This window comes from Geodermatophilus sp. SYSU D01105, assembly GCF_054050095.1.
The window spans coordinates 121,720-145,360 of sequence record NZ_JBJGYR010000010.1 but is presented as its reverse complement, the minus strand read 5'-3'; the positions used below and the strand labels follow the sequence as shown (position 1 = coordinate 145,360).

The 23,641-nt window shown below is 75.7% G+C and carries 18 protein-coding genes and 1 pseudogene; 6 read left to right on the top strand and 13 right to left on the bottom strand.

The window, feature by feature from the left end; translation table 11 throughout:
- Positions 1-14 precede the first annotated feature (14 nt).
- The 4 genes from ACI79I_RS11840 to ACI79I_RS11825 form a co-directional block, all read right to left on the bottom strand.
- Positions 15-1,760 carry a PHA/PHB synthase family protein gene (locus ACI79I_RS11840; RefSeq protein WP_456992534.1) on the bottom strand — a complete coding sequence of 582 codons (1,746 nt, stop codon included), beginning with the start codon at positions 1,758-1,760 and terminating at the stop codon, positions 15-17.
- Positions 1,761-1,878: 118 nt separating this feature from the next.
- On the bottom strand, positions 1,879-3,615 hold the full coding sequence (locus ACI79I_RS11835) for a pyruvate dehydrogenase (RefSeq protein ID WP_456992533.1): 1,737 nt from the start codon (positions 3,613-3,615) through the stop codon (positions 1,879-1,881).
- 103 nt (positions 3,616-3,718) lie between these two features.
- Positions 3,719-3,916: a DUF6186 family protein gene (locus ACI79I_RS11830; protein ID WP_456992532.1), complete on the bottom strand. Its 198-nt coding sequence runs from the start codon at positions 3,914-3,916 to the stop codon at positions 3,719-3,721.
- Positions 3,913-4,293 carry a hypothetical protein gene (locus ACI79I_RS11825; RefSeq protein WP_456992531.1) on the bottom strand — a complete coding sequence of 127 codons (381 nt, stop codon included), beginning with the start codon at positions 4,291-4,293 and terminating at the stop codon, positions 3,913-3,915. The genes ACI79I_RS11830 and ACI79I_RS11825 overlap by 4 nt, the downstream gene beginning before the upstream one ends.
- Before the next feature lie 70 nt (positions 4,294-4,363).
- On the opposite strand from ACI79I_RS11825, the gene ACI79I_RS11820 reads away from it, so the two are divergent.
- Positions 4,364-6,316 (top strand): glycosyltransferase family 39 protein, encoded by a 1,953-nt coding sequence (locus tag ACI79I_RS11820; RefSeq protein WP_456992530.1) that lies wholly within the window; start codon positions 4,364-4,366, stop codon positions 6,314-6,316.
- A gap of 42 nt (positions 6,317-6,358) precedes the next feature.
- Positions 6,359-7,474: pseudogene (locus tag ACI79I_RS11815) on the top strand (cation:proton antiporter); the annotation flags it as partial.
- 39 nt (positions 7,475-7,513) lie between these two features.
- Here the strand turns inward: ACI79I_RS11815 and ACI79I_RS11810 are convergent.
- The 3 genes from ACI79I_RS11810 to ACI79I_RS11800 form a co-directional block, all read right to left on the bottom strand.
- On the bottom strand, positions 7,514-8,122 hold the full coding sequence (locus tag ACI79I_RS11810) for a TMEM175 family protein (RefSeq protein ID WP_456992529.1): 609 nt from the start codon (positions 8,120-8,122) through the stop codon (positions 7,514-7,516).
- 36 nt (positions 8,123-8,158) lie between these two features.
- Positions 8,159-9,358 (bottom strand): alpha/beta hydrolase family protein, encoded by a 1,200-nt coding sequence (locus tag ACI79I_RS11805; protein ID WP_456992528.1) that lies wholly within the window; start codon positions 9,356-9,358, stop codon positions 8,159-8,161.
- 128 nt (positions 9,359-9,486) lie between these two features.
- Positions 9,487-9,981: a hypothetical protein gene (locus ACI79I_RS11800; RefSeq protein WP_456992527.1), complete on the bottom strand. Its 495-nt coding sequence runs from the start codon at positions 9,979-9,981 to the stop codon at positions 9,487-9,489.
- A gap of 80 nt (positions 9,982-10,061) precedes the next feature.
- Between ACI79I_RS11800 and ACI79I_RS11795 the strand changes: the two genes are divergently transcribed.
- The gene (locus ACI79I_RS11795; protein ID WP_456992526.1) at positions 10,062-10,931 is read left to right on the top strand and encodes a DMT family transporter; all 870 of its coding nucleotides are present in this window, start codon (positions 10,062-10,064) and stop codon (positions 10,929-10,931) included.
- A gap of 4 nt (positions 10,932-10,935) precedes the next feature.
- Here the strand turns inward: ACI79I_RS11795 and ACI79I_RS11790 are convergent, their stop codons facing one another.
- The 4 genes from ACI79I_RS11790 to ACI79I_RS11775 form a co-directional block, all read right to left on the bottom strand.
- Entirely contained in the window at positions 10,936-12,354 is a 1,419-nt protein-coding gene (locus tag ACI79I_RS11790; protein ID WP_456992525.1) for an amino acid permease, read from the bottom strand.
- A complete protein-coding gene (locus tag ACI79I_RS11785; RefSeq protein WP_456992524.1) occupies positions 12,351-12,800 on the bottom strand; it encodes a hypothetical protein in 450 nt (149 codons plus the stop codon). Before ACI79I_RS11785 ends, ACI79I_RS11790 begins: the two co-directional genes overlap by 4 nt.
- A complete protein-coding gene (gene lysS, locus ACI79I_RS11780) occupies positions 12,797-16,201 on the bottom strand; it encodes a lysine--tRNA ligase (RefSeq protein WP_456992523.1) in 3,405 nt (1,134 codons plus the stop codon). The genes ACI79I_RS11785 and lysS overlap by 4 nt, the downstream gene beginning before the upstream one ends.
- Positions 16,202-16,304: 103 nt before the next feature.
- Complete coding sequence (locus ACI79I_RS11775) at positions 16,305-17,063, bottom strand: hypothetical protein (RefSeq protein ID WP_456992522.1); 759 nt, start codon at positions 17,061-17,063, stop codon at positions 16,305-16,307.
- 173 nt (positions 17,064-17,236) lie between these two features.
- Between ACI79I_RS11775 and ACI79I_RS11770 the strand changes: the two genes are divergently transcribed.
- Positions 17,237-17,755, top strand: coding sequence for a copper chaperone PCu(A)C (locus tag ACI79I_RS11770; RefSeq protein ID WP_456992521.1), 519 nt, complete (start codon positions 17,237-17,239; stop codon positions 17,753-17,755).
- Here the strand turns inward: ACI79I_RS11770 and ACI79I_RS11765 are convergent.
- Together ACI79I_RS11765 and ACI79I_RS11760 are read right to left on the bottom strand one after the other, a co-directional pair.
- On the bottom strand, positions 17,752-18,768 hold the full coding sequence (locus ACI79I_RS11765) for an LLM class flavin-dependent oxidoreductase (RefSeq protein ID WP_456992520.1): 1,017 nt from the start codon (positions 18,766-18,768) through the stop codon (positions 17,752-17,754). The genes ACI79I_RS11770 and ACI79I_RS11765 overlap by 4 nt on opposite strands.
- 44 nt (positions 18,769-18,812) lie before the next feature.
- The gene (locus tag ACI79I_RS11760) at positions 18,813-19,697 is read right to left on the bottom strand and encodes a polysaccharide deacetylase family protein (RefSeq protein WP_456992519.1); all 885 of its coding nucleotides are present in this window, start codon (positions 19,695-19,697) and stop codon (positions 18,813-18,815) included.
- Positions 19,698-20,211: 514 nt separating this feature from the next.
- Here ACI79I_RS11760 and ACI79I_RS11755 point away from each other — a divergent pair.
- Entirely contained in the window at positions 20,212-21,606 is a 1,395-nt protein-coding gene (locus ACI79I_RS11755) for a ferredoxin reductase family protein (protein ID WP_456992518.1), read from the top strand.
- Between the two features lie 166 nt (positions 21,607-21,772).
- Positions 21,773-23,581: a gamma-glutamyltransferase gene (gene ggt / locus ACI79I_RS11750; protein ID WP_456992517.1), complete on the top strand. Its 1,809-nt coding sequence runs from the start codon at positions 21,773-21,775 to the stop codon at positions 23,579-23,581.
- The last annotated feature ends 60 nt before the right edge of the window (positions 23,582-23,641 follow it).

The window sequence follows — 23,641 nt, the reverse complement described above, 5'->3', positions numbered from 1 at the left end:
CGGGCCGGGGTGCCTCAGCCCGGGCCGGGACGGCGGTCGCGGACGTAGGAGCCGGGCGCGGGCTCCAGCGGCGGGTGCGCCGCGCTGCCCAGCGCCTCTGGCGCGGGCGTCTCCTCGCCTGAGCGCTCGAGCGCCCAGTCGGCCCAGGCCTCCCACCAGCTGCCGGTGTGCTGCTGCGCCGTGGACCGCCAGGCGTGCGGGTCCGGGCCGGGTTCCCCGCCGGTCCAGTAGTGGGCCTTGGGGTTGCCGGGCGGGTTGACCAGGCTCTGGATGTGGCCGCTGTAGCTGAGCACGAACGTGCTCGGCCCGGACAGCAGCTGGGTGGTGCGGTAGCAGCCGACCCACGGGGTGAGGTGGTCGGTCAGCGCACCCTGGACGAACGTCGGGATGGTGATGCGGCTCAAGTGCACCGGGGTGTCGAGCACCCGCAGCGCGCCCGGCCGCACCAGCGCGTTCTCGCCGAAGATCTCGAGGAACTGCTCGTGCAGCCGCGCCGGCAGGTTCGTGCCGTCGGCGTTCCACGAGAGGATGTCGAAGGCCGGCGGGTCCTCGCCCATCAGCCACTCGGAGACCAGGTAGTTGAAGATCAGGTCGTCCGGGCGCATCCAGCTGAAGACCGTCCCCATGTCCCGGGCGCTGATCACGCCGCGGCGGCGGGAGTTGCGCCGGGCCCGCTCGATCAGCTTCGGGCCGGAGAACGCGCCGAGCGGGGCTCGGCGGGAGAAGTCCAGCAGCGTGACCGCGTAGCCGGCGGCCGAGACGCGGTCGTCCCCGGCGGCGGCCAGGTGGTTGAGCGCCGTGGTCATGACCTGCCCGCCGGCGCACAGGCCCAGCGTGGTGACGTCGGGGGAGCCGGTGACCTCGCGGGCGACGTCGACGGCGCGGACGACGGCGCCGGCGTAGGTGTCGAGGTCCCAGTCGGCCTGCTCCGGCGTCGGGTTGCGCCAGCTGATCATGAAGACCTGCAGGCCGCGGCTCACCGCGTACTCGACCAGGCTGCGCCCTGGCCGCAGGTCCAGGAAGTAGAACCGGCCGATCGGCGGCGGGACGATCACCAGCGGGCGCGTCCGGACCCGGTCGGTCGAGGGCGTGTACTGGATGACCTCGACCACCTCGTCCCGGTGGACCACGGCGCCCGGCGTGATCCCGAGGTCCTTGCCGACCACGTAGGCGTCCCGGTCCACCTGGCGGGGCAGGCCGCCGTTGTGCCGCAGGTCGGTGAGCATGTTGCGCATGCCGCGCAGCACGCTGCGGCCGCCGGTGTCGAAGGCGCGCTTGAGGGCGGCGGGGTTGCCCAGCAGCGTGTTGGTCGGTGCCATGGCGCTGGTGACCGCGGTGAGGGCGAACCGGGCCTGCTCCACCTGGCGCCAGTCGGCGCCCCCGGACTCGTAGGCCTCGACCAGCCGGGTGAGCGCCCCGGTCGCCGCCAGGTAGCCCTGCGCCAGCCGCCGGTACCCCGGGTTGCCGCTCCAGGCGGGGTCGGCGAAGCGCTTGTCCCGCGGCGCCGGCGTGATCGCGTCGGTCCCCGCCAGGATGCGGATCGCGTCCTTGCCGAGGCCGGCCGCCTCGCGGGCGACCGGCCCGGGCTGGGTCAGCACGGACAGGACGCTGCGGGCCATCCCGCGGGGCGAGGGCAGGCCGACGTCCTCGGCGCCCTCCACCGAGCCGAGGGCCTCGGACTCGGTCCGCGGCACGGGCGGACCGGCCTCGTGGCGCCGGGCAGCAGGAGAACCGGTCCGCTCGGGGTGGGTCGTGGCCACGGGCACCTCCGTGTGATCTGGGTCACTCTCCACGCCGACCGTAGCGCGGGGTCCCAGGATCGCGGGTGCCCGACCGACGGGGAAGTGTGCGTCCGCCCACAGCCGGCCCGGGCGGCGGTCAGGGCCGGGGGATGTTCCGCAGGTTGCTGCGGGCGAGGTCGACCATCTTGCCCACGCTCCCGCCGAGCACCATCCGGCTGGCCGACAGGGCGAAACCGCGGACCTGCTCCCCGGTGATCGCCGGCGGGATGGACAGGGCGTTGGGGTCGGTCACGAACTCCATGAGCACCGGCCCCGGCTGCGCGAGGCCCTCGACCAGCGCGTCCCGGACCTCCCTCGGGTCCTCCACCCGCAGGGCGGGGATGCCGACGCCCTCGGCGATCGCGGCGAAGTCCGTCGGCTCGTGGTCGGTCTCGAAGTCCGGGATGCCGTCGACCATCATCTCCAGCTTCACCATGCCGAGCGAGGCGTTGTTGAACAGCACCACCTTCACCGGCAGGCGGTGCAGCCGGACGGTGATCAGCTCGCCGAGCAGCATGGCCAGCCCGCCGTCGCCGGACATGGACACCACCTGCCGACCGGGTGCGGCCAGCGACGCGCCGACGGCGTGGGGGAGGGCGTTGGCCATCGAGCCGTGCCGGAAGGAGCCGATCACCCGGCGCCGCCCGTTGGGGGTCAGGTACCGGGCGGCCCAGACGTTGCACATGCCGGTGTCGACGGTGAAGACCGCGTCGTCGTCGGCGAGCTCGTCGAGCTGGGCGGCGACGTACTCCGGGTGGATGGGCCGCATCCGCTCGACCCGGTGCGTGTAGGCGTCGACGACCTCCTCCAGCGCCTCGGCGTGGGCGCGCAGCATCGAGTCGAGGAACCGCCGGTCGCGCTTGCGCTCCAGCAGCGGGAGCACCGCCCGGATCGTCGCGCCGACGTCCCCGTGGACGGCGACCTCCAGCGGGGTGCGCCGGCCGAGGTGTGCCGCCTCCGCGTCGACCTGGGCGGTGTGCCGCTGTGGCAGGAAGTCGGTGTACGGGAAGTCGGTGCCCAGCAGGAGGAGCAGGTCGGCCTCGTGGGTCGCCTTGTGCGCCGCCCCGTAGCCGAGCAGGCCGTTCATGCCGACGTCGAACGGGTTGTCGTACTGGATCCACTCCTTGCCGCCCAGCGCGTGCCCGACCGGGGCCAGCACCCGCGCCGCCAGCTCCATCACCTCGTCGTGGGCGCCGCGGCAGCCGGCGCCGCAGAAGAGGGTCACCGTCCGCGCGCGGTTGAGCGCGTCGGCGAGCTGCTGCACCTGCTCGGGGGCCGGCGTCACCGGCGAGGGCTCCGACACCATCGCGGTGGGCACGGTGGGGCCACCGGACTCCTCGGCGGCCAGGTCGCCGGGCAGGACGACGACGGAGACCCCGCGCCGCCCGATGGCGGTCTGGATCGCCACGCGGAGGGTGTGCGGCATCTGCTTGGGGGTGACCACCTCGCACCAGTGGGAGCAGTCCTGGAAGGTGCGCTCGGGGTGGGTCTCCTGGAAGAAGGCCATCCCGATCTCCTGGGACTGGATGTGCGAGGCGATCGCGAGCACCGGGGCGCCGCTGCGGTGGGCGTCGTACAGACCCTGGAGCAGGTGGGTGTTGCCCGGCCCGCAGGAGCCGGCGCAGGCGGCCAGCCGGCCGGTCACCTGGGCCTCGGCCGCGGCGGCGAAGGCCCCGCCCTCCTCGTTGCTGACGTGCACCCACTCGATGCCGGGGGTGTGGCGGACGGCGTCGACGACGGGGTTGAGGCTGTCGCCCACCACCCCGTAGACCCGCTCCACCCCGGCGTCCCGGAGCATCTGCACCAGCTGGGCGGCGACCGTGGGGTTGGCCATGTCGGCCCTCCTCGCTCTCGTGGGCGACGGCCGGGGCGACCGCGTCGGGTCCCGCCCTACCCGGCCTCCCGGGGTCGCACCCCGACCGGCCGGCCCCTCACGGTCAGCGGGCCAGGAAGTGCACGCCCAGCCACAGCCAGACCAGCAGGACGGCGACCCGCCCCGGCGTCGTCTGCATGGCCGCACCGACCGCCGCGGCGGCGGGGGCCGCGACCCGGCCCCGGCGGCCGGCGACCTCGAGCGCGAGCGCCGCTCCCAGCAGGACGGCGACGCCGAGGACGCCGGCCGCGGTCCCGGTCACGCGCGCCGCCGCGGACGGCGGGCCAGCCAGAGGCCGGCCACCAGCCAGGCTCCGGTCGCGGCGGCCCGGACCCCCGGGTGGGCGAGCACCGGGTCGGCGAGGTCGCTGACCGTCGGCAGGTCGTCGTCGGCGAGCGCGACCGCCTCCCACACGAGGGCGGCGGCCAGCCACGCCAGCCACGGCAGCCCGCGCCGGCCGACGGGCGCGGCGCCCGCCCCCGCCCGGCGGGCCACGGCGACCGCGCAGACGGCCAGGCCGGCCGTGCCCACCGCGACCAGCGCACCCGTCGACAGCTCACCGGACACCGCCACCCCGGCGGCGCACGCGGCGACCCCTGTCGCGCCGAGCAGCCGACGGGGGAGGGGAGTGGGTGCCACCCCCGCATGCTGGCGCAGGCGACAGCGGTCGAGTGGGGGAGCCGCCCCCGCGCTCCTAGACTCCGGCGGGATGGGGAACGCGAGGTGGCGCGCCGCGCTGGCCGTCCTCGCCGTCCTGGCCGGCGCCGCGGCCGTGCTGGTCGACGTCACGCTGTTCCCGCTGTACTCGCTCAACCGCGACGACTCGGTCTACGTCGCGATGGCCCGGCTGCTGGAGTCCGGCTCGGTCACCCTCCCGGCCGGCGACGACGCCTTCCGGCCCTGGGCGTCGGCCGTGGTCGGGGACCGGGTCGTCCTCAAGTACAGCCCGCCGTGGCCCGCCGTGATCGCGGCCGCCGACCTGCTCACCGGCACGCCGCGCGCGGCCCTGGCGCTGACCGCCGCGGCCACCGTGGTGCTCACCGCGGTCCTCGCCGCGCAGGTGCTCCGGGACCGGGTCGCCGGGGTGGTGGCGGGGGTGCTCCTGCTCCTGTCGCCGGTGTTCCTCGTGCAGGCCGGGACGTTCCTGCCCTACCTGTTCCAGCTCGCGCTCGGCCTGGGGTTCGCGACCCTGCTGCTGAGCGCGGTCCGCCGGCGGTCGACGGGCCGGCTGGTCGCGGCGGGCGCGGTGTGGGGGCTGGCGGCCTTCGCCCGGCCCTTCGACGCGGTGCTCGTCGCGGCGCCGTTCGTGCTGTACGCCCTGGTCGACGCCTGGCGGGCGCGCCGCGCGGGCGAGGGCGGCTGGAGCTGGACCGGCTGCACCGTCCGCCTCGCCGCCGGCGCCGCGCCGCTGCTGGCGCTGTCGATGGGCTACAACGCCGTCGTCGTGGGCGGGCCGCTCCGGCTGCCGTTCACCGTCACCGGGGCGCAGGACGGCTTCGGCTTCGGGCAGCGCGGGGTCTTCCCGGGGTCGACGGTCCCGTTCACGCCCGCCGACGGCCTGTCCGGCCTCGTGGAGAACCTGCGGTGGACGCCGAGCTGGGTGTTCGGCGGCATCGTGCTGGTCGCCGCCGCCGTCCTCGGGCTGGTCTGCACGAGGGGGCCGGAGCGCTGGCCGGTGGCGGCGCTGGCCGTCGTCGTCCCGCTGGGCTACCTGCCGTTCTGGGGGCCCTACGCGATGAGCCGGCTCTGGCAGGGCGTCGAGCTGTTCGGGCCGTACTACCACCTGCCGGTCGTGGTGCCGCTGGTCGTGCTCGGCGCCGCGGGGCTGACCTGGCTGGGGCGCCGGGCCGGTGCGGCTCCGCGCGCGCTCACCGCGGGGACGGTGGCGGCGATGGTGCTCCTGACCGCCCTGGCCGTCCCGGACAAGGTGGCCGCCAACGCCGCGGTGCGCGACGACCTGCGGGCGGTGCAGCGGTTCGTGGCGGCGCAGGACCTGGACGACGCCGTCCTGCTGCTGCCCCGGCGTGGGGACCAGGGGTTCCTCAGCACCACGCCGTTCCTGGAGAACGACCCCGGGCTCGACCAGCCGGTGCTCTACGCCGAGGAGCGGAGCCCCGGCGTCTTCGCGCTGCTGGACCGCTTCCCCGACCGGACCTTCTCCCGGCTCGCGGAGGACCTGCCGCCCGGCGAGCTCACCGGCGGGGACCTGGCGATCGAGCGGCTCACCGTGGAGTCCGGGCCGACGGTCACCCTGCGCGCCCGGCTGACCAACCCCACCGACCGCCCGGTCGTCGTGGCCTACCTCGACGACGGGGAGACGGTGCGGACGCAGGTCCTCGACCGCGCCTCGGCGCGGGGCCGCAGCTACGAGGTCGCGTGGACCGTGGCCGCACCCGGGGCGGCGGCGGGGCCCGACGCGGTCCGGCTGCCCGCCGGCGTGGCCCCTGGCGAGCTCGCCGTCGGCCTGGACCTGCGCGGCTCCGCGGACGGCGACCGGCCCGGACGCCGCTGGGAGCGCCGGGTGGCCGCCCGGGTCGTGGACGGGGGCGCGACCGTCGAGGTGCTCCGCCCGGGGCGCGGCTTCGCCCGTGACGACGCCCCGGGCAGCTCCTGGGTCGAGGCGGGCGCCGACAACCCCGTCGAGGACCTGCCTGCGGCATGATCCGGGCGGCGCCGGCCGGATGCAGGACGGGAGGGCCCCCGCGTGGACGCTGTCCTCGTCGTCGACGACCTGGTGGCCGTCTTCGTCGTGGCGCTGCTCGCACCGGTCGTCGTCGGGCTGCTGCCGCGGCTGCCCGTGCCCCAGGTGGTGCTCCTGCTCGCCGGGGGGATCCTGGTCGGCCCCGACGTCCTCGGGCTGAGCACGCCGGGCGGGGTCCAGGTGCTCGCCGACGTCGGCCTCGGGTTCGTCTTCCTCCTGGCGGGCTACGAGGTCGACCTGCGGCTGTTCCGGGAGGACGCGGGGCGGCGGGCGGTGCTCGCCTGGACGGTCTCGCTCGTCCTCGCCGTGGGCGTGGTGGGCCTGCTGGCGGCGGCGGGCCTGGTCCGCGCGTTCGTGCCCGTGGCGCTGGGGCTGACCACGACCGCGCTGGGCACGCTGCTGCCGGTGCTGCGCGAGCACGGCCTGCTGGGCGGCCGGCTGGGGCGCTACCTGCTGGCGGCCGGTGGGGTGGGCGAGCTGTTCCCGGTGCTGGCGATCGCCCTGTTCCTCGGCAGCCAGAACCGCTGGACGGCGCTGGCCTCACTGGCCGCCGTCGGCGTGCTCGCGGCGCTGCTGGCCCTGGCCCGCCGCGGGGTGCGGGAGGGCGGGCGGCTGGCGACCGTGGTGCTGCTCGGCCAGCACGAGACCGCCCAGATCACCCTGCGGGCGACGATCCTGCTGCTGATCGCGCTCATCGCCGTCACCGACGAGTTCCACCTCGACGCCGTGCTGGGCGCCTTCCTCGCCGGCGTCGTCCTGCGGCGCTGGGTCGGGGGCGGGGCGCCGGCGCTGGAGTCCAAGCTCGACGCCGTCGGCTACGGCTTCTTCATCCCGATCTTCTTCGTGTACTCGGGCATGAGCCTGGACCTGTCCTCCATCGCGGAGGCACCGCTGCGGGTGCTGCTGTTCCTCGCGCTGGTGATCGCCGTGCGGGGGCTGCCCGCCCTCGCGGTCTACCGCGGCGTGCTGCCCGGGCGGCAGCGCGTCCAGACCGCGCTGGTCACCGCGACCGCGCTGCCGGTCCTGGTGGCGCTGGCCGAGATCGGCCTGCGCAACGGGACCATGCTCCGGGAGAACGCGGCCGCGCTGGTGGGGGCCGGGGTGTTGACCGTCCTGCTGTTCCCGGCACTGGCCGTCCTCCTGGACCGGCCGGCCCGCTCAGCCGGGGGACGGCGCGAGCCGGCCGAGGAGGGCGCGCTCCAGCGGACCGGTGAAGAACAGCAGGAACAGCCCGAGGTAGTTGACCCGCGGGAACAGCAGGCCGAGGACGAGGGCCACGAGGAAGGTCCCGGTCGTGACCAGGCCCGCCACGGGCGGCGCCGGACGCGACCCGGGACGGCGCAGTGACGGGCGACGCCAGACCAGCAGGCTCAGCGTCGTCAGGCAGGCCGAGCTGACCGCCATCGTGCCGATGTAGACGGCGACCGCCAGCGGGTCGGCCCCGTAGACGGCCACGAGCTGCGTGGCGAAGGGCAGCAGCACCACGGTGAGGATCCACACGAGGTTCACCCCGATGAACGGCCGGTCGTAGCCGCCGACCTGCTCGACCAGCTGGTGGTGCACCAGCCACAGCCGGGCGATGACGACGAAGCTGAGCAGGAAGGCGCCGAACTGGCCGGCGTCGGCGAGCAGGACCTCGGCGAGGTCGTCCCCGGGGGACGCGTCGGCCAGGACCTCGACCAGCGGCAGCACCAGCAGGGTGATGGCGATCGCCACCACCGCGTCGAGGAAGGTGATCAGCCGGTCGAGCCCGCGTTCGGTGCCCACCGCCCGGAGGCTAGGGGCTCGGCCGCGGCGGCGGGGTCATGCCGGGACCTGCTCGTCGAGCCAGTCGAGGACCCGCTCGCCGCGCAGCCCGACGGCGACCGGCTCGCAGTGCCCGTCGGCGCCCTCCTCGGCGGTGAACCGGACCAGCGCCCTCGGCCCGGTCAGCAGGTCGTACAGCCGCTGCGACTGGCCCGGCCAGAACTGCTCGTGCTCAGGGTCGGTGACCAGCAGCGGGCAGGTGATCCCGCCGACGACGTCCTCGGTGAGCGTGTACTCCCGCGCCGCGGTGAAGAAGTCGAACGGCGAGGTGGTCCCGTAGGGCCGCATCCGCCAGGTCATGAGGGCCCGGGTGCGCGGGGAGACCTTCAGCCCCCAGGCGATCTCCTTGTCGAACACCTCCCGGTTGCCGGTGTCGAGCAGGTCCACCAGGTGGTGCGGCAGGTGGGTGAGCATCGCGGCGGAGACGTCCACGACGCCGGGGTCGGCCACCGCGGCGGCGATCCGGTGCTCGAAGGCGACCGCCCGGGGCACCCAGTAGCCGCCCTGGCTGACCCCGACCAGCGCCAGCCGCCGAGGGTCGACGTCGGGCCGGGCGGCGAGAGCGTCGACGACCGGGGTGACGACGTGCTCCCAGTCGGGCCGGAAGTGCAGCCCCTGGCGGAGGAGGGCGGCGTTCTGGCCGGGGCCGTCGAAGGTCATCGCGTTCCAGCCGCGGGCCAGCGCGTCGGCGATGCCGCGCACCCACGCGCCGACCACCGAGCCGTCGCTGCCGTTGTTGTAGACCAGCGTGCGCCGCGGCTCGCCGGCCGGCCCGGAGCGGAACAGGTAGCCGGGCAGCGTGGTGCCCTCGTAGGGGATCTCCAGGCGCTCGACGGCCACGCCGGTGGCCTCGCCGGTGGTGTCGACGAACGCGTCCCAGGCTGCGCGGTGCCGCTCCCACAGGCGCGGGAACAGGCCGGCGTCGTCCGTGCGGTCGGCCATCTCCGTGGCGGCGGCGTAGTAGGCGGCCGCGCGCAGGGAGCGGGCCGCCGCCGAGTGCGGCCGTGCCGTGCGTGCCTCGGCCGCGAGCCGGTCGGCCGTGGCGGTCCACTCGTCGACCCAGGACTGCGCGTGGCCGTCGGAGATCCGTGCCACGGTCCCGAGCACCTCGCCGACGTCGGCGGCGCGGGCGTACACCCCGCCGAGGACGTTGCGGGTCGCGAAGTCGAAGTCCTCGTCCTTGAACAGCGCGCGCACCGCGACCGCCTCCTCCGTGTCGGGGGACGACGATGCCGTCCCCCCGGCCCGCGCAGCACCCCTCCCGGCTCGGGTCCCCGCACGTCGCGGCAGCGAGCGAGCGCGGCGACCGGCTGGGTGACGGCGGCTCAGCGGTTGATCTCCACGAGCAGCACCCACGCGTTGGCCGTGGCGCCGGCCATCCCGAGGACCACGGCGGCGGCCAGCCAGTACAGCCCGCCGCCGCTGCCCGCCAGCAGCGTCGCCCCGCAGGCGACCAGCGCCGCGGCCGGCACCAGGACGATGACCGCGGCCCCGACCACCCGCCGCTCCGGGGACGCGGCGTCCGGGCGGACCCGCAGCAGGGCCGGCAGCGTGCCGGCGGCCAGCAGCAGCCCGGTCCCGCCGATCTCGACGCCGAGCGCGGCCCGGGGCTGTCCGGGGGCGAGCACCAGCACGCCGGCCGCCAGGAGGGCGACGAGCAGTCCGAGGGTCTGCGCGGCACGGCCGGGGAGGTTGGGGAAGGCGAGGATGCGCGCGAGGTTGAGCGAGACGGCCACGAAGATCAGCCCGGCGAGCGCGGCGCAGGCGCCCACGGTGGCCACGGCGAAGTCCGACCAGGCCTCGGGCCGGTAGGCGTCCAACGTCCTCGTCCTCCCGACGGCGGTGGCTCCCCGGGCCGGAGGGGTCCCCCGGGCCGGGACGTCGCGAGCATCATGGCCCGGTGGACGGCCTGGCCGGGGTGCTCGCGCTGGTCGCGGCCGTCCTGTTCGCCCTCGCCTCGGTCGTGCAGCAGCGGTCGGCGTCGGAGGTCCCCGACGACGAGGCCCGCGGCCTGCTGCTGGTGCGCTCCCTGGTCCGCCGTCCCCAGTGGTGGGCCGGGACGGTCAGCGACACCGCCGGGTACGCCGCCCAGGCCGCGGCCCTCGGCCTCGGGTCGCTGCTGCTGGTCCAGCCGCTGCTGGTCACCACCGTGCTGTTCGCCCTCCCGCTCGGCGCCCGCTGGGCCGGCCGCCGGCTGAGCCGGTCGGACTGGACCTGGGCGGCGCTGCTGGTCCTGGCGCTGGCCGTCTTCGTCGTGGCCGGCGAGCCGACCGCCGGTGCCGACCGCGCCGGCTGGCGGCCCTGGCTGCCGGCCGGGGCCGTGCTCGCCCTCCTGGTCGCCGGCTGCCTGCTGGGTGCGGCGGTCCGCCGGGGGACGACGCGGGCACTCCTGCTGGCGGTGACCGCGGGCGTGGCCTACGGCGTCGCGGCGGCGCTGACCAAGGGCGTCGTCAGCCTGCTCGACGACGGCGTCGGTGCCCTGCTCGGCAGCTGGGAGACCTACCTGCTCGCGGGGACCCTCGCCGGGGGCACGATGGCGCAGCAGTCGGCCTTCCAGGCCGGGGCGCTGGCGGCCTCGCTGCCGGCGGTGACCGTGGGGGAGCCGCTGGTGGCCGCGGTCCTCGGCGTGGTGGTGCTGGGGGAGCGGCTGCAGGCGGACGGGGCCGAGTGGGCGCTCATCGCGGTGCTGGTCGTCGTCCTGGTGGTGAGCACCGCGGCGCTCGCGCGGTCGGCGGCCCGGTCCGGGACACCGGCCGAGGTCGCGGGGTGAGCGGTCAGCCCGCCGGCGCGGGGACCGGCTGCCGGGCGGCGCGGCGCCGGGCGAGCAGGGCGAACACGAACGGCGGCAGGGACAGCACCACCGTGGCCAGCGCCAGCAGGAGCACGTAGACGACCGGGTCGCCGGTCTGCAGCTGGCTGGGCGGCACGAACCCGAGCAGGAACGACACCGCGCAGCCGGCCAGCCCCACCCCGCCGACCAGCCAGACGCCCGGCAGCCCGCCGGGGATCCGGTAGGGCCGGGGGACGTCGGGCCGGGTGTGCCGCAGCCGGATCACCGAGGCGAACACCAGCGCGTACATCACCACGATGACCTGCGCGGTGACCGCCGAGAGCATCCAGTACGACGTGCTCACGCTGGGCACGAACACGAACAGCAGGGCGAACAGCGAGCCGGCGACGCCCTGCACGAGCAGCAGCCCGACCGGGACGTCGTGGCGGTTGGTCCGGCCCAGCCGCTCCGGGGCGAGCCCCTCCCGCGCGACGGCGGCGACACCCGTGGCCGGACCGAGCACCCACGGCGTCAGGTGCGCGACGCCACCGAGCGCCACCACGACCGCCAGCGGGGCCAGCAGCCAGCCCATCGAGAGGGTGTCGAGGACGCTGGAGAACAGCTCCATGGTCCCCGAGACCAGGCTGATCTCGTGCCGCGGCAGCACGAAGGCCAGGAACAGCGAGCCGAGCACGGAGAACGCCACCGTGATCGCCACCGCCAGCGCGATCGCGCGGGGCACGGTGCGGCCGGGGTCGCGCGTCTCCCGCGCGTGGAAGCCGGCCATCTCCATGCCGGTGAACAGCAGGATGATGCCCCCCAGGAAGGCGACGTCGTCCAGGTGCACCTCGGGGACCAGCGCGCCGGCGGAGAACGGGATCTGCGACGGGTCACCCCGCAGCAGGAACGCCGCGCCGAGGACGACCACCAGCAGCGCCGGCAGGATCGAGCCCGCCACCGTGCCGATCGAGCCGATCAGCGACGACGTCCGCACCCCCCGCAGCGCCGCGGCCGTGGTGCCCCAGAAGAACACCAGCATGACCGTGACGAGGAAGAGCTTGTCGTTGGCCAGCGCGGGGTCGATCGCGTAGGCCAGGGACGCCGCGATGAACGACAGCACCGTGGGGAACCAGGCGACGTTCTCGGCGTAGTCGCACCACACCGCCAGCGCTCCGGTGCGCCCGCCGAAGGCCTCCTTCACCCAGGCGTACACCCCGCCGTCCCGCGGCCAGGCGGTGCCGAGCTCGGCCGCCGCCATGGAGATGGGCACCAGGAAGACCACGATCGACAGCGCGAACAGCAGCAGCATCGACCAGCCGTACTCGGCCATGACGGGCAGGTTGCGGGCGCTGACGATCGAGGCGACGTTCACCATGGCCAGCGCCAGGACGCCCAGCCGGGCGGTCCGCGCCGGGCCGCTCACCGCGCACCGGCGGCGCGCAGCGCGGCCTCGAGCCGGTCGGCGGCCTCGCGGTCGGCCCCGCCGCGCAGGAACACCGTCGCGCTGCCGAGGGTGGTGACCGCTCCGCTGCCCCGGGGGCGGACCAGCGACTCGAACCGGCGGGCGGCGGCGTCCCGGTCGGCGGCGGTGGCGAACCGGTCGACCACGACGGTGACCGCGCCGTCCCCGCAGTCGACCGCGACCTCGTAGGCGCGGCTGGCCACCGCCCCGACCGCCAGCCCGTCGGGCTCGTCGGCGACCGCGCACACCTGCAGGCCCGCTCCGGCGACGGCGTCCTCCACCTCCGCGAAGCCCGCGTCCCCGAACGGTGCCCGCTCCCGGCTGGCCCACTGCGCGAGGCCGAGGACGGCCAGCAGCGCGGCGAGGACGACGGCTCCGGCCAGGGCCGCCCGCCCCGCCTCCCTCACGCCGCGGCCCGTTCCTCCGGCGCCGACGGGGAGGGGACGCCCCCGACGGCCTTGGGCACCAGCAGCTCGCCGATCCCCGGCAGGGCCAGGAACCCCTCCGCACCGGCGTAGCGCAGCCCCACCCGGGGCAGGTCGGACCGGCGCCGGTAGGCCAGCACGCGCGGCAACCACTCGGGGTCGAACCGGGCGTTGAAGTCGCGCAGCGAGCGGATCTGGAAGAACGGGTTGAGCAGGCCGACCGCCCAGCGGGCCGCGCGCTGGGCCGGCGTGAACGGGACGTCGTCGGCGAACAGCCGCCCCCACATCGCGAAGTTCATCGACAGCCGGGCCACGCCGCGGGCGCCCAGCGCGCTCGCGGCCGACGCGATGAGGAACTCGGTCATCCCGTTGGGCGCGTCGGGGTCGTGGCGCATCAGGTCCAGCGTGTAACCGAACGAGGGGCCGTAGGCGGGCACGAGGCGGAGGAACCCGCTGGGCCGGCCGTCGGCGTCCAGCGCGACGCACAGCAGGAACTCCGGGTTGGCACCGGCGCCGCGGACGTCCTGGGACAGCGCCATGGTGAACCCGCGCTCGGGGTGCTTGCCGCGCCAGCGCGCGCTGATGGCGTTGAGCTGGTCGACCAGGGCCGGAGGTGCGTCGGACTCGGCGAGCAGCCGGAAGCGGTGCGTGCGCCCCACCCGGCGGACGGCGGCGCGCAGGCCCTTCTTCGCCGAGCCCTCGAGGGTGAACCGGCGGCAGTCGATGATCGCCTCGTCGCCGAGGTAGAACGCGGTGAAGCCGCGCGAGGAGTACAGCGGCATGCTCGCCTCCCGCACCGCGAGGAGGGCCGGGGTCCAGGCGCGCTCGTCGCACATCGCGAGGAACTCGTCGAGGACCCGCACCACCGACTCCCGCGCGCCGACCGGGTCGCCGGAGACCAGCGCGTAGCCGTCGAGGTAGGTGTAGGCGAGGAAGGCCTCGCCGTCGCTGGAGAAGAAGAAGCTCTTGTCGTCGCGCAGCGCGAAGTAGGCCAGCGTGTCCCAGCCGTAGGTGTGCACCAGGCGCTCGGCGTGGGCCCAGTCGTCCTCCGTGTGCGGACGCCGGGCGACCACGGGCCGGAAGAGGAGCACGGCGAGCACGACCAGCCCGGCGACGCCCAGCGCGAGGAGGGCGGCGGGGAAGCCGACCGCGAAGGAGCGCGACGAGTACGTGTACGGCCCGTCGAGCCCCACCAGGCCGCCGAGGACGGTCTCCAGCGCGCCGCCGACGGTGAGGCCGGGCTCGACGCGGGAGCGCTCGGCCCAGAGCGCCGCCATCCCGAACAGCAGCACCGCGGCCAGGTACAGGGGGACGACGCGCGCCAGCCGCAGCAGCGAGGGCGGGTCGGCCGGCGCGCGGAACGCCGACCGGTACCGGACGAGTACGCCGAGCCCGACGACGCAGATCGCCACGGCCACGGGGTGCGGCCCCTTGACCACGTGCAGCACCGCCCCGAGGGCGAACAGCACGACCGCCAGCCGCCAGGCCAGCACCTTGCGGCGGGCGAGCTGGCCGGCCAGCAGCAGGAGCAGCAGCCCCACCACCACCGACCCGACCCAGCCGGTGACCGGGACCCACAGCGGGCCGACCGCCGCCGGCAGGCCCAGCCGGTCGTGCACCACCGGCAGCGCGCTCAGCAGCTGCAGGACGCCGCTGAGCGCGGTCAGCGCGGCGGCTCCCCGCACGGCCAGCGGGTGCGTGCCCGGCGCCGGAGGAGGCGCCGGGACCGGGCCGGTCGAGGGCGCCATGGGGGGCAGCGCGACGACCGAGCCGCCGTCGTCGGGCACGGGGGTGCCGGTCCCGGCCACGCTGCCGGCGGGGATCGGCGTGGGCGCCACCAGCGGGCGGACGGCGCCGTCGGGGCCGGTGCCGGGGAGCGCGGGGGTCTCCGGCCGCAGGGTCGGGAACAGGATGACCTCGCGGATCGAGTCGACGCTGGCCAGCAGCATGACCAGCCGGTCGATGCCGATGCCGAGCCCGCCGGTGCACGGCATCCCGCGCTCCAGCGCGCGGACGTAGTCCAGGTCGACGTCGCCGGCCTCGGGGTCACCGTGGGCCTTGGCGCGGGCCTCGGCCTCGAAGGCGGCCAGCTGCGCGACCGGGTCGTTCTGCTCGGAGTAGGCGTTGCACAGCTCGAAGCCGGCGACGATCAGCTCGAAGCGCTCGACGTAGGCGGGGTCGTCGCGGTGCACCCGGGCCAGGGGGGACACCTCGCGCGGGTAGTCCACGCAGAACACCGGCCCGACGACCGAGTGCTGGACCCGCTCGTCGTAGACCTCCTTCATCAGCCGCCCGGAGCCCCAGCCGGCCTCGTAGGGGATCCCCAGCCGGTCGAGGACCGCCCGGGCCTCGGCGACCGGCATGTCCGGGTGCATCGTCGCGCCGGTGGCCTCGGCGATCATGTCCGCGAAGCGCTTCCGCGGCCACGGCGTCGCGGCCAGGTCGATGGCGTGCCCGCCGTAGTGCACGGTGAGCCGGTCTCCGAGCGCCGCCCGCGCCGCGGCGGTGACCAGGCCCTCGGTCAGGTCCATCATGTCGGTGTAGTCGGCGAAGGCCTGGTAGGCCTCCAGCATCGTGAACTCGGGGTTGTGCCGGGTGTCGATGCCCTCGTTGCGGAACACCCGGCCGATCTCGAACACCCGCTCCAGCCCGCCCACGATGAGCCGCTTGAGGTGCAGCTCGAGCGCGATCCGCAGGTACAGGTCCAGGTCGAGCGCGTTGTGGTGGGTGACGAAGGGCCGCGCGCTGGCCCCGCCCTGGATGGTCTGCAGCACCGGCCCCTCGACCTCGGTGAAGCCGCGGTCCTCCAGGTGCCGGCGGATGGCCCGCACCGCGGTGTGCCGGATCCGGAAGACCTCCCGGGTCCTCTCGTTGACCTCCAGGTCGGCGTAGCGCTGCCGGTAGCGGGTCTCGACGTCGGGCAGGCCGCGGTGCTTGTCGGGCGGCTCGAGCAGCGCCTTGCCGAGGACGGCGAAGTCCTCGACGCACACCGACAGCTCGCCGCGGCGGGTGGTCATCACCGTGCCCTCGGCGCCGACCCAGTCGCCGCGGTCGACGTCGTCGAACTCGGCGTGGCGGGCGGCGCCGAGCACGGAGCTGTCGACGAAGAGCTGGACGGCGCCGGTGCGGTCGCGCAGCGTGGCGAAGGTCAGGAAGCCCTGGCGGCGGATCAGCTCGACCCGGCCGGCGATCCGCACGCGGTCGGTCGTCCGCACGTCGGGGCCGAGGTCGGGGTGGGCCGCGCGGATGCCCGCGACCGTGGCGTCGGTGGGGTAGCGGTAGGGGTAGGCCGCCACGCCCCGCGCCTGCAGCGCCTCGAGCTTCGCCAGGCGGTGCGCCCGCTGGTCGGCGCGTCGGCCGGCGACGTCGGCCTCGGGAACCATGCCGGCCATGATGGGGACGGGCGCGAGGTAGGGGAGCCTTGCCTGCGGCGGGGGTGCCGGGCCCGCGTGGGCAGCCCGGTGGGTCGCTGCGCTCGGTGGGCGCTCATCGCTCCGCGTGCGGCGCGCCCACCACGGCCCGGGGCCCGTGCGCGTGCGGCACGTCGGCGAACAGGTCGACCAGCGCGTCCCAGCGGGTGCGCCGGCCCGGCGGGAACCGGGCCTCCGCCCGCCGCCGCCGGGACGACCCGGACGGGTACCACCGCCGACCCCAGAACGAGTGCGGGCGCGCCAGCCGGACCGCGGCAACCGCCGCCACGACCGGCACGAAGACCCCCACCACGCCCAGCACCGTCCGGCCCTTGAGGATCGCGACGAGGGCGAACGCGAGGTTCAGGACGACGGTCACCGCGATCGGCAGCTCGCCGGAGACGTCCTGGGTGTCGAACGGGTTCGCGCCGACGAGCAGCAGCACTCCCACCACGACGGCGATGAGCACCGCGTCGATGGAGCTGCGCCCCTGCTGGGACCAGTAGACGTCCTCGAGGTGCAGCCACAGGGCGAACTCGTCGAGGGTCAGCGCCGCGCCGACCCCGAAGAGGACGGCGAGCAGGTGCTGCCACCCGCCGTCGGGCCGGTAGGTGAGCTCGACCAGGCCGGTGCCCAGCAGCAGGAAGATGCCGTACACCTCGTGGTGCACGTGGACCCCACCGACGCTGGCGTCGCGGAACGGGCCGCGGCCGGTCCGGATCGCCCGCGTGATGAACCGCGTGACCAGGAAGGTCACCAGGAACGCGCCCAGCATCCAGGCGACCACGACCCGGCGGCCGGTCAGCACCGGGACGAGCTCCACCTCGATGCCCACGCCGTCACCCGCCCTCTCCGCGCCCGACCTCCGATCGCGCAGGGCCCCGATCGTGCAGGTCCGGCCCGAGCAGGGCCAGGGGCCGCCGTCCGAGGGACCGCCGCCCCTGGCGCCCGGGCGCTGCCGGCGGGACAGTCCGCGTCGACCGCCGGAGACCGCGGAGGGAGAGCCCCGTGCGAGAGCCCCGACCCACCCGCCCGTCCCGCCGCGCCCGCTGGGTGGCTGCGGGGGTCGCCGGTGTCCTGGCGCTGGCCGGCTGCGACGCGGGCAACGACGCGGAGACCGCCGAGGAGACCCCGGACGTCGCCGGTGTCGACGGCACGGTGGGCCAGGTCTCGCTCGACGACGTCTTCCTCGACGCCGAGGACACCGTCGCCGCCGGGGCCTCCGTGCCGCTGCGGGGGGTCCTCACCAACGACGCCGAGGAGGCCGACCGGCTCGTCGGCGTCACCACCCCGGCTGCGGAGTCGGTGCAGCTGCTGGACGAGTCCGGGGCGGCCAGCCCGGACGGCGTCGAGCTGCCCGCCGGCGGTCAGGTGGAGGCGGTCACCGGCCCGGTGCGGATGCAGCTGGAGGGCGTGACCGGGTCGATCGCGCCCACCGACACGGTGCAGGTCACCTTCACCTTCGACCGCGCCGGCGAGGTCGCGCTCGACGTGCCCGTCGCCCCGGGTCCGGGTCCCGTCGACTAGGGCGCCGCCGGCCGCCAGCCCAGCGCCGGCCCCAGGCGCGTGGCCAGGTCGGTGAGGATCTGCTCGTAGTCCTCGTCGGCGAAGCTGAACGGCAGCGCGAAGACGACCTCGGTGACCTCCCGGAAGCCGGCGTGCGCGTACAGCGCCTCGGCGATCTGCTCGGAGGTGCCCAGCAGGTCGCGGGCGAACAGCAGCCGCGCCGGCCCCTGCGGGGTCGCCGTCCGCGGGGTGCGGGCCGCGACGTAGTCGGCGTACCGCTCGCGCTGGGCGGCGGTCGCGCTGTCGGTGGGGATGACCACCAGCCCCTGCGACACCCGCCCGCCGGGGTTGGCGGCGCGGAAGGCGCGGACGTGCGCGGCCTGGATCGCGGCGAAGTCCGCCGACTCCTCGGCCTTGACCACGCTGGAGGTCAGGAAGTTCATCCCCTGCTCCCCGGCCCAGCGGGCCGAGGCCAGGCTGCCGCCGCCGTACCACATCCGCGCGCGCAGCCCGGGGGAGTGCGGCTGCACCCGGGCGGAGAACTCCTCGACCACGCCCTCGCGCCCGGAGAAGGTGCTGGCCCGCTCGCCCGCGACCAGCCGCAGCAGCCGGGACACCCGCTCGTAGGAGAAGTCCTCGGCGGCGGCGGTGTCCGGGTAGAGCGCGTCCCGGACGTCGTCCCAGTGCATCGGCGGGCCGACGCTCACGCCGGGGTTGAGCCGGCCCCCGGAGAGGACGTCGACGGTGGCGAGGTCCTCGGCCAGCCGCAGCGGGTTCTCCCACGCCAGCGGGATCACCGCGGTGCCCAGCCCGATCCGCCGGGTGCGCTGGGTGGCGGCGGCCAGGACGGCGACCGGCGAGGAGATGCCGTACTGCAGGTGCCGGTTGCGCACCCAGGCGCTGTCGAGGCCCAGCCGCTCGCCGAGCTCGATCACCCGCAGCGTCGCCTCGTGCCCGGGGCCCGGGTCGGCGCCGTCGAACGTGCCGATGGTGAGGAAGCCCAGCTTCTCCAGGGGGACCGAGGGGTCGGGCATGCCGCCGATCATGCCGATCAGGGCGCTCGCCGCCCTCCGGGGGGTCAGGAGGCGCGCGGGGAGCGGCGCTGGAAGTCCAGGGCGATCTCGTCGAAGGTCGCCCAGCGGACGCCGTCGTGCCGGTTGACGTGCTCGATGACCCGCTCCAGGGCCAGCAGCACCTGGGGGCGGCCGGAGACGTCCGGGTGGATGGTCATCGTGAACACGGCGTAGTCGTACTCCCGGTGGACCCAGTCGAACTGGTCGGTCCACATCTGCTCGATGTCGCGGGGGTTGACGAAGCCGTGGCTGTTCGGGCTGGACTTGACGAACATCATCGGCGGCAGGTCGTCGAGGTACCAGTTCGCCGGGATCTCCACCAGGTCGGTCTCGTGCCCGCGGACCAGCGGCTGCATCCACGTGTCGGCCGGGGCCGAGTAGTCGATCTTCGTCCAGCGGTCGCCGACCCGGACGTGGTAGGGCTCGAAGTCCCGGTGCATGAGCGAGTGGTCGTAGCGGATGCCGCGCTCGAGCAGCAGCTCGTTGGTGACGGGGGAGAACTCCCACCACGGGGCGACGTAGCCGGTGGGCCGCCGTCCGGCTCGCTCCTCGATGAGGTCGATGCAGCGGTCGAGGACCGCCTCCTCCTGCTCGCGGGTCATCGCGATCGGGTTCTCGTGGCTGTAGCCGTGGACGCCGATCTCGGAGCCGGCCGCGACGCAGGCGTCGAACTGCTCGGGGAAGGTCTCGATGGAGTGCCCGGGCCAGAAGAAGGTCTGGGTCAGCCCGTTGCGGGCGAACAGGTCCAGCAGCCGGGGCACACCCACCTCCCCGGCGAACAGCCCGCGGGAGATGTCGTCGGGGGAGTCCGCGCCGCCGTAGGACCCCAGCCAGCCGCCCACCGCGTCCACGTCGACGCCGAAGGCCACGAAGATCTCCTTGCCGCTCATCCCTGGGCTCCTTCCCGGGTCGGCCGCGCGCGGCGGGGAGGAGCCGCGCGGGGGGCACAGCGGCCCCAGCGCACCACGGTGCGGCGCCGTCCGCACGTCGCCGGCGCCCCGGCTCCTGGCGGGAGTCGACGAACCGGCTGTCGACTCCACGGCAGCCGCACCGCCGTCGCCGACCGCGACACGCCGGGGGCGCGGCACGCCGGTCCGGCGCCACTGTGACCCGACACACCCCGGTCGCTGACCAGGCACGCTCCGCGCAGGGGTCGCGGCGGGCTTGACGACCCCGGGTCGGCCTCACCTAACGTCGTCGCCCGAACACCCCCTGTGTGCGGATCCGGCCGGGTGTGCCGGCCGCCGCCCGCGCGTCCCGGTGGCGCCCGGCGGGGCGGTGTCCGCGGGCGTGCCGCCGCCCGGGTCGGTCGGTGACCTGGGGCGCGCCCGCGCGGGAACGCACAGGAGAGCACCTCATGCACCACCCCCGGAGCCGCCGCCGTGCGCCACGCCAGGGCCGTCCGTGACGGCGGTCCTCCAACGGGTCACGTCCGAGCACGCCGCCGTCGTCCCCGGGGTGCCGCGCTCCCGGCGCGCCCCCTCGGCCGAGGGCCGGGCGGTCGGCTGGCTGGCCGTCCACGTGCTCATCGCGGTGGCTCCGCTGGCCCTCTGCTCCACCGAGGTCCGGCCGGGCCGCGGTTTCGCGGTGAACCTCTCGGTCGCGCTGGGCTTCCTCGCCCTGTCGGTCCTCGGCCTGCAGTTCGCCCTCGCCGCCCGGTTCTCCCGGCCCACGGCGCCGTTCGGGATCGACTGGGTCCTCCGCTACCACCGGCAGGTCTCCTTCCTCGCCGTCGTCGCGGCCTTCGGGCACCCGGTGCTGCTGTTCCTCGTCGACGACCGCTACCGGGTGCTGCTCGACGTGGTGCACGCGCCGCTGCGGGCGAAGTGCGCCTGGCTGTCGGTGGCCGCCCTGGCCCTGCTGATGGTCACCTCGATCTGGCGGCGCGCGCTGCGGCTGAGCTATCCGGTCTGGCACGTGCTGCACTCGGTCCTGGGCGTGACGATCGTGCTGGCCGGCCTCGGCCACGCCTTCCTCGTGGACTACTACTTCAGCGAGACGTGGGTCCGGGTGGCGTGGACGGTGTACGCCGCGGCGTTCCTGTGGCTCGCGGTGTGGGTCCGGCTGGTCAAGCCGCTGCGGCTGTGGCGGCGCCCGTGGCGGGTCGTGGAGCTGTGGCCGGAGCCCGGTGGCAGCGTGACCGTCGGCCTGGAACCCGCGCACCGCCACGGTGGGCAGAGCTTCAGCTTCCAGGCGGGGCAGTTCGCCTGGATCATGCCGGGGCGCATGCCGTTCCGGCCGACCTACCACCCGTTCTCGATCTCCTCGAGCGCGCTGCGGCCGCGGGTGGAGTTCACGATCAAGCAGGTCGGGGAGTTCACCCGGTCGATCCGCCGGCTGCGGGTGGGGGACACCGTCTACGTGGACGGCCCGCACGGGTCGTTCACCCTGGAGCGGCACCCGGGGGTGGGCTTCGTCTTCCTGGCCGCCGGCGTGGGGGTGACCCCCTTCCTGAGCATGCTGGCCACCCTGGCCGACCAGGGGGACCGGCGGCCAGTCTGGCTGTTCCTCGGCAACCGCTCCGAGGACCAGATCACCGGCATCCGCCAGCTGCAGCGGCTCGAGGGGCGGCTGGACCTGACGGTGGTGCACGTCATCAGCCGCCCCTCGGAGCACTGGCCGGGGGAGCGCGGGCGCATCGACGCCCGGGTGCTGGCCCGGCACCTGCCGGAGCACCACCGGAGCCTGCAGTACTTCATCTGCGGGCGCGAGGAGATGGTGCACGCCGTCCGGTCCTCGCTCGGCGAGCTCGACGTGCCCGCCGACCGCGTCCACAGCGAACACTTCGGGATGGTCTGACATGCGCTCCCTGGGAACCACGACCGCCGCCTGGATCACCAGCTGGGTGATGCTCGCCCTCTGCGTCCTCTGGGCGGCCGCCCAGCACTGAGCGGCCGGCGCGCGGAACGGCCGGGTGGGGAGCAGGCTGGGCGGACCGGCCCGCCCTCGACCCCGGGGAGTCCCCATGCCGCATCGGCGGACCACGCTGGTCGCCCTGCCCCTCCTCGCCTCCGGCGTCCTGGTCGCGGGCGGTCCCGCCGGGACCGCCGGTGCCGCGCCGGTCCCGGAGCGGGCGCCCCTGGCCATCGGGACCGGGGGCGCGGTGGCCACGGTCGACCCCGACGCCACCCGGGTCGGGCTCGAGGTGCTGGCCGCCGGGGGGAACGCCGCGGACGCCGCGGTGGCGGCCGCCGCCGCGCTGGGGGTGAGCGAGCCGTACTCCGCCGGGGTGGGCGGCGGCGGGTTCTTCGTCTACTTCGACGCCGCGACCGGGACGGTGTCCGCCATCGACGGCCGGGAGACCGCGCCGGCCGCCATGGGCCCCGACGCGTTCCTCGACGACGCCGGCCAGCCGCTGCCGCTGCAGGAGGCGGTGCAGAGCGGGCTGTCGGTCGGCACGCCGGGGACGCCGCTGACCTGGGAGCGGGCGCTGGCCGAGTTCGGCACCGTGGACCTCGCCGAGGCGCTCGGCGGTGCGATCGCGCTGGCCGAGGACGGGTTCGTCGTCGACGAGACCTTCCGCCAGCAGACCGCGGACAACGAGGAGAAGTTCCGCCGCTTCGCGCCCACCGCGGAGCTGTTCCTGCCCGGCGGCGCCCTGCCGGAGGTGGGGACGGTGTTCCGCAACCCCGACCTCGCCGACACCTACCGGCTGCTGGCCGCGGACGGCGCGGCGGTGTTCGCCACCGGGGAGCTGGCCGCCGACGTCGTCCGGACGGCGCAGGACCCGCCGGAGGCGCCCGGCGCCGCGCCGGTGCGCGCGGGCCTGCTCGAGGCGGCCGACCTCGCCGCCTACGACGCCCCGGTGCGGACGCCGACCCGCGTCGACTACCGCGGCCTGGCGGTCCACGGGATGGCCCCGCCCTCCAGCGGCGGGTCCACGGTCGGTGAGGCGCTCAACGTGCTGGAGCACCTCCCGCTGGGCTCACTGCCCCGGGCTACCGCGCTGCACGCCTACCTGGAGGCCTCCGCGTTGTCCTTCGCCGACCGCAACGCCTTCGTCGGCGACCCCGACGCCGTCCCGGTGCCGCTGGACGAGCTGCTCTCCGAGGGCTTCGCCGCCGAGCGGGCCTGCCTGCTCGACCTCGGCCGGGCCCTGCCCCGGCCGGTCGCGCCGGGCAGCCCCGACGGCGAGTACGGCCCGTGTCCCGCGCCGGCGGGCGAGCCGGCGAGGGCGGGCGCCGAGGGGCCCTCGACCACCCACCTGACGGTCGCTGACGCCGCGGGCAACGTGGCCAGCTACACGCTCACCATCGAGCAGACCGGCGGCAGCGGTATCACGGTGCCCGGCCGCGGCTTCCTGCTCAACAACGAGCTGACCGACTTCACCTTCACGCCGTCGGACCCGGCGCGGCCGGAGCCCAACCTGCCCGGCCCGGGCAAGCGGCCGCGCAGCAGCATGGCGCCGACGATCGTGCTGCAGGACGGCGAGCCGCTGATGGCGCTGGGCTCGCCGGGCGGGGCCACGATCATCACCACCGTCCTGCAGACCCTGGTCGGCCGCGTGGACCTCGGCCTGGACCTGGCCGAGGCGATCGCCGCGCCGCGGGCCAGCTCCCGCAACGGTGCCGCCGTCGAGGCCGAGCCCGCGTTCCTCGCCGCGTCCGGCGCGCCGCTGGAGGCGCTGGGGCACACCTTCACCGAGGTGCCCGAGATCGGCGCGGCGACCGGCGTCGAGTTCCTCCCCGGCGGGCTGCTCCTGGCCGCCGCCGAGCCCGAGCGCCGGGGCGGCGGGGCGGCCGGCGTCGTCGAGGACGTCCTGGGCGGGGCCTGAGGCGGTCAGTCCGGCCGCGCTCGGCGTCGCGCCAGGCTCACCAGCGTCGCGGCGGCCACG